The 6,306-nt window shown below is 56.7% G+C and carries 3 protein-coding genes and 2 pseudogenes; all 5 read left to right on the top strand.

All coding sequences use genetic code 11. From position 1 onward, the window contains the following. Nucleotides 1-409, top strand: a pseudogene (locus MKL20_RS22895) (transposase); the annotation flags it as partial. Between the two features lie 198 nt (nt 410-607). Beyond that, nucleotides 608-1,807, top strand: a complete 1,200-nt coding sequence (locus MKL20_RS22890) for a hypothetical protein (protein ID WP_409568189.1) — start codon at nt 608-610, stop codon at nt 1,805-1,807. Nucleotides 1,808-1,817: 10 nt separating this feature from the next. Further along, a complete protein-coding gene (locus tag MKL20_RS22885; protein WP_244038590.1) occupies nt 1,818-2,942 on the top strand; it encodes an AAA family ATPase in 1,125 nt (374 codons plus the stop codon). A 12-nt stretch (nt 2,943-2,954) separates the two neighbouring features. Beyond that, on the top strand, nt 2,955-4,793 hold the full coding sequence (locus MKL20_RS22880; protein ID WP_244038589.1) for a TniQ family protein: 1,839 nt from the start codon (nt 2,955-2,957) through the stop codon (nt 4,791-4,793). Nucleotides 4,794-5,736: 943 nt separating this feature from the next. Continuing rightward, nucleotides 5,737-6,240 (top strand): annotated as a pseudogene (locus tag MKL20_RS22875) (DNA-binding response regulator); the annotation flags it as partial. Between the last annotated feature and the right edge of the window lie 66 nt (nt 6,241-6,306).

Here is a 6,306-nt window from a genome sequence, read left to right as displayed (position 1 = left end):
GGTGCATCTGGCGGTAGACACGCCAGGCCACGTGGTGGCGCTACATGTCACCCCGGCCGATGCCGACGATCGCGGCGAGGTCGATCGACTGACCGGCGCGGTGCAAGCGGAGACGGACGGAAGCGTGAAGACGGGCTTCGTCGATCAGGGCTAAACCGGCGCGCGGGCGGCGGACGCGGCCCATGCCCACGGTACCGCCCTGGCGGTGGTCAAGGCGCCCGAGGCCAAACGCGGGTTCGTCCTGCTGCCGCGTCGCTGGGTGGTGGAGCGGTCCTTCGCCTGGGCGACGCGCCGCCGGCGCCTGGTCAAGGATTACGAGCGCTATGCCAGCACGCTGGCAGGACTTCATATGGTCGCCTTCGTCTGTCTCATGCTGAAACAGGCCGAACGACTGATGACAGGCTCATAACACGCTCTAGAAATTGTCGAGATCGACCACACGCCCCTCGATGTACTGATTCTCGATGGGGATGGAGCGCCGGCTAGGGATAAGCGTCGCGAAGATAAGCGTACCAAACGGGTGTGGCTCACGATCGCCATCTGCGCCGCAACTCGGATGATCGTGGGCTTCCATATTAGCACCGAGCGCCCGTCCTGGAGTTCAGTGATGCACTGCCTGCGCATGGCGGTGCTTCCGAAAGACCTCGACCACCTTCGCGTCCTGACGTCATGGCCGGTGTTTGGTGTGCCAGAGGTCGTCAAGCTCGACAACGGGCGGGAATTCCATTCCCGGTCGATGAAGGCGGCCGCTGGTCAGCTACGGTTTGAGCTCCGCTACATGCCCAGAGGCAAGCCTCACCTAAAGGGCAAAGTCGAGCGTGTTCTCGGCACAATCGCGCGCGACTTCTGTGCCTATCTGCCGGGCCGGACATTCCGCGACGTGCGCGAGCGCGGCGACTACGACAGTGTCGGGCAAGCAGCTTTGACCCTTATCCAACTCATCGAGTTTTTCACGATTTGGGTCGTCGATATCTACCATAACCGCGCACATGGCGGCTTGCTCGGGCGCACGCCTCTGCAGCGCTGGGAGGACTTGGCAGGCTACGGCACACGCCTGCCGCCTTCGGCCGATGATCTCACCCCACTCATTGCCTTGGTGGTTCCAAGGACCATCCAACGCCACGGGATAACTTTCCTCGGACTTACATACCAGTCCGACGATCTGAAGGGCATCCGTCGCGGGAAGGGCTTCCACTTCGGCGACGAATTCCTAATCAAAGTTGATGCGTCCGACCTCAGCAGCCTGCTCGTTCTGGTGGACGAAGAGGCCAGATGGATCACGGTGCCGTGCGAAGACGGATTGGCGGACGGAACCTCCTTGGTAGAGTGGCGAGATGTTGTCCAAACAGCACGTCGGATGACGCGAGAAGGCCAGCGAGTTGCACGTGCGACCCTCGTCCGCGCGATGGAACTGCTTCGCGCGGAATGCCGCAAGGCCGGCGTTAAGCCCCAACGACTAGCCAGTATCGACATAGACTGGTTCCGAGAGCACGCGGACGACCCGATGTTCGAAGTGGCTTGGGACGTCGCGGACGAAGACGCCTACATGGCCGAGCGGCTGCGGAGCCAACGCCCCCGAAAGGCCCAACGATCGGCTGCAGCCAAGGGGCAAGCGGCGACGGCACACCGCGTAGGACATGGCGGCAGGACGACCGAGCTTTGCTCAATCCACGCAACGGACGACGCCTCGATCGTTGTCGAGCCGAAATCGTCGTCAATCGTCACGGCGCCCCCTCAAACAATTGAGGCTACAGACGGCGACATCGAATTTGATGCGGATGATCCCGACAACTGGACCGTTGAATAGGAAGCATTACATGCAAAGCGAGAACGCAGACAACATCCGATCCGATATCAGTCTCGTCTGCAGCCGCGAGGTTGAATCTGATCGCCGTGAGCGGTTCGCGATCCGCCTTAGCCAACAGGATTTGGAACGGCGTGCCTGGAAGCGACGCGTGGAGATGATCCATGTCAACACCGACATTGTGATCAACACTGCGGCACGATTCAAGCAAATGCTAGACGATCTTGACGGGGCCACGGAAGGTCAGTGCCTTGCCATTCCCGCAGCTTCTGGGGCCGGTAAGTCACACCTGCTCGGACGACTAAGATTAGAGCCAAGACTGGCATCGTTTAATGATAATTCTGGACCGATACGTCCGCTTATTCATATAAAGGCTCCAAGTCCGTGTACGCTTAAAACATTAGGTCTCACTTTGTATTTCACATTGACCGGAAAAGAACTTAGTGCACGCCTGACCGATCATGCGATTTGGAGACAGGTAGTCTATCAGCTGCATGCTCAATTTGTTTCGGTTATAATGATTGACGAGTTTCACCACGCTCTCTACGGCCGAACCGGCGAGCAACAGCGCCTTGTTGCTGAAACTCTGAAGAACCTCATCCTTCCGGATCCCGACGACCCACTTCGCCCACCAGGTGCGGAATTGCGACCGGTCTCGTTGGTGCTTTCTGGCATGCCGTGGTTCCGGAACGTTCTCATGCAAGACACACAGCTTAAGGACCGTTGTATATTCGCTTCGATCAAACCGTTGAAACAGTCAAATCTTTGCCTGAAGAAAGCCAAAGCATTTCTTTCTCTCGTCGAATCTAAGCTAGAATTCACTGCCCCGAGTCGGCTTTCGGAAGCTGACATGATACAGCGTATGCTCAAAGCTTCGAATGGATACACAGGTCGCATGATGCGTTTCATTAAAAGAGCATCATTCCGCGCAATTCAATCGAATTCAAATTGTATTGATCAAGTTAAACATCTCGGTTTTGTTTTCGAAGAAATCTATGAATTAGGAGAACGTCGAAATCCTTTTTTAGTGCCCGACATTTCGAAATTTCCAAAATTGAAAGAAGCTGACTTCGGAAAACTTACTCGCCTGATTGGGACTGCACAAGCAGGTGACGAGACACAGGACAACGCGGCTTAGAGGAGGACATCGATGCGGTTGACAATCATCCCACCCGTCATGGACGGAGAATCCGCCGCAGCGCACCTGTTACGTGCCTTCGACATCAACGGAGAGCCATGGAGCCGAGAACGGCTGAAGAAAGTCGGGCACTCACTGACTGACATACTGCAGGGGCGCGCTGACCAACCGCTGGCGGACAGATTGGGACGTAGCGAGAAAGAGTTCCTAAAGTGGTCGCCCGCCGAGGTGACGAAACGAAAGGTTTTAATCGGGAGCGAGCAACTTCACAGGGACGACTGGACTACGAGCGAGAGACGATGGTGCCCATGTTGCTGGAAGAATGATCTTTGCGAACCATCGTTGGGACGCCATGGTCACTGGAACATCTATCGCCGTTTCTGGTGGGACGTGGCGGCCGTGGAGACCTGCCCGCTTCATAAGGTTCGCCTAGCCACCTCGTGCCCAGTTTGCGGCGTGAACGTCACATGGGACGCCGGTTCACTTACACGTTGCGGGAACGGCCACTCCCTGCTGGGCTGCAACGGCGTATCAGTCTCGACCGGCGAAACGTTGGCAGACGCCTACATTGTCGGACGTTTAGGCGGTATGGATCGAGCGAATATCCCAATTCTCGATGGTCTAATACTAGCCGAAGCTTGCGACGCGATGGAGCGGTTTGGCGTCGCTTTTGCCGGGGGCGCAACCGGAGCCCTCTCGAAGTTCCCGCCCGAGCGTCATTCCGAAATACACTCAGTTGGGTTTGAGATCGCCCGGGATTGGCCAACCGCCTTCAATGCCATGCTCGATGAGATGGCCCGAGCCGATCACGTCGGCATTGGTGCTTGGGGTGCGGAACAGGTGTACGGTTATTTGTACCTGTGGGCAAAGCAACTACCCAAAGGGCTAAGTGGAGACGCGATCAGAGAAGTCCTTTTCAAGCACTGTGCAGCGCGAGGCCCTGTTCACAAGACTTCAATCATCGTTCGACACGCCGACCTTTCTCCAATCGGCCTCTCAGATCTCGCTAAGCGATGCGGACGCACGCCGCAGATGCTAACTGGCTATATCAGGGCTCTAGGAGCTTGGCCGGAAAGAACCAAAAAAGGCACACCCATTGCTATCGCCCGAGAGATAGCGGACGAAATTTGCGTCATTCTCGATCGTACAGTCCGCGCAGACGAGCTACCAGCCGTACTTGGATTGGCAAAACGCCAGACCAGCACGCTGGTAGCGGCCAGAATTTTTGCGCCGGCTGAAATTCACCGTCGCGCTGGCGTCAAGGTCGACGTATTCGACCGCGAGGCGATAGCTGCTGTATTAGCTCAACTTCGTGGCGCCGCTCCAACAGTCGAGACCGCCCCAACAGGGCTTCTCCCGCTTGCACGCGCTAGCAAGCACACCCGGGTCGACGGTGTACGGGGAATCTGCGGAATGATCCTAGAAGGACAGCTTGAGGTCAGGGCAATTCTGAAGGGTGCGCCAGGGCTCGCGGGCTTTCTCGTCGACCCAGAGGATATCAGAGTGGCTCGTCGTTTGATCCATGGAGGCGGTCTTACCCTCCGTCAAGTCGGGCTACACATTGGTATCCCCACTGATATCGTCGGCCTGATTGTTCGAAGTGGATTAATGACAGGCACTTTGACAAGTAGCGGTGAAATTCTCGTGAAGGAAGATGTGTTAGAGGCATTCAGGGCCAATTACGCTACTACTGGTGAAATCGCCCGGACCGTAGGATCTGGCGTGCGGTCGGTACGGAAGGCCTGCGATGATGCAAACATTAAACCAGCTCTTGTTATCAAAGGCGGTAAAGTTGCGACGTTGTGGCGGCGGTCCGATCTCACCTTGAAATTCTGGTCTGAACTACGATAATTGCATCATAATATGTTGATCAAAAATGCAAGTTTAATCAATAAATATCTAGTTGACGAGCTGCTGATTTGTCTTAGCTCTCTGATGGCAGACTGGAATCGAAAGCCCGGTATAGTCCCTCGCTTCTCACAGCCCGTGCAGTGTCAATGAAGACTCGATCCAGCCGGACGGTAGGTTCCGACGACGGGAACCAATTATGTCACGACCCTCAAGTAGAGAAAGAGCATGCTGCGGATCGATGATTTGCAGTAGACGGCTGCCTTAACAATCCTCTCTTTACGTTCTGACCAATTCCCACTTCGCGACGGCTTGCTCGTGAAGACATTATTGTTGTTTTCGATGAATTTATGGCTTGTGCTCGCCGCGGATATAGATATTATTGAATAGTTTGTAAGATTTCATAGAAATACAATAGCTATCAGTCTTCGGTATCAATGATAAACAAATTTATGTTTGAATTATCCGCCGAAGTGGTGCGCCGATCCCGCGGTTGAAACTCGACGTCGGCGTTCTCGATTTGGAATCAGAACGCTTGTGAAGCGAGATGTAAGACCAAAATAGGGCTTTTGCATGCAGGGGCAAAGTTCTTTGAGAGATCGGGTGGGTGAGAACAAGCTTCTTAGAGATTCGAGATAATTTTCGTTGAGAGCCTCCCTTTAACGCCATGCGAAATCGGGGCAAACTTTTATGAGAAATGACAGCCTGTCTTGGAGGCGCAAACGGCGGCGCTGCAAGCGATCACCTCGGAACTTGCCGAGGTCGGCTGCCTCTCGGCTCAGGACATCGACCGGATCATGGAGGCCTTGAAGCGTCACATCCGATCCAGCCGCGATGCTTTGAAAGACTCGCGGGTCTGAGATAGGAGGCGTGCTGCGGCCAGGGCAATTCGTTCCCCCGGCCCGTCCGACCACGCCTCTGACCGTCATCCACCACCAGAAGCCGAAGCGGCATCGAAGCCATCTGGCACATCCGCCAGTGGGATGGAGCAGCGCGCATCCTGGTGTTCAGTATGCGCACGGGGTCGGTGGTCGCACGTCAAGCCTTCGCTACCGGTGCGTGCGGCTATGTCAGCAAAGCCAGTCCGCCGCGCGAGCTCCTGGCGGCGGTGGCCGCGGTGCTGCGGGCCGAGGGCGCGATGAGCGCCGATATCGCGCGGGCCATCGCGGTGGACGAGGTGGCGGGCGGGCGCGAAGCCCTCGACGACCTCAGCCCGCGAGAACTCGAGATCCTGAGCCTGACGGCGGCGGGTACGACGGCGCAGGCGGTGGCCGAGGCGCTGTGCCTGAGCCTTAAGACCGTGCACAACAACCTCTCCGTGATCCGCGCCAAGCTCGGCGCACGCACGGATGCCCACCTCGTCTGGATCGCCCTCGGGGCCGGGCTGGTATCGCCATCCGAGGGACTGAACATCAGTTGGAACCTAGCCGTCACTCTACCGGGCGCCTGAGCGATCAACGCCCAATGGCGGTGTCTCAACTCCTTCAAGAGCCAAGTCTCCGACAGACCGTTCGCG

Source organism: Methylobacterium sp. E-066, assembly GCF_022829635.1.
Lineage (GTDB): Bacteria > Pseudomonadota > Alphaproteobacteria > Rhizobiales > Beijerinckiaceae > Methylobacterium.
The sequence above is the reverse complement of the archived record's forward strand: the minus strand, read 5'-3'. Positions and strand labels throughout refer to the sequence as shown.

Coding starts and splice junctions, on each gene's coding strand:
- MKL20_RS22890 (WP_409568189.1), top strand. CDS start 608: ATGCACTGCCTGCGCATGGCGGTGCTTCCGAAAGACCTCGACCACCTT.
- MKL20_RS22880 (WP_244038589.1), top strand. CDS start 2,955: ATGCGGTTGACAATCATCCCACCCGTCATGGACGGAGAATCCGCCGCA.
- MKL20_RS22885 (WP_244038590.1), top strand. CDS start 1,818: ATGCAAAGCGAGAACGCAGACAACATCCGATCCGATATCAGTCTCGTC.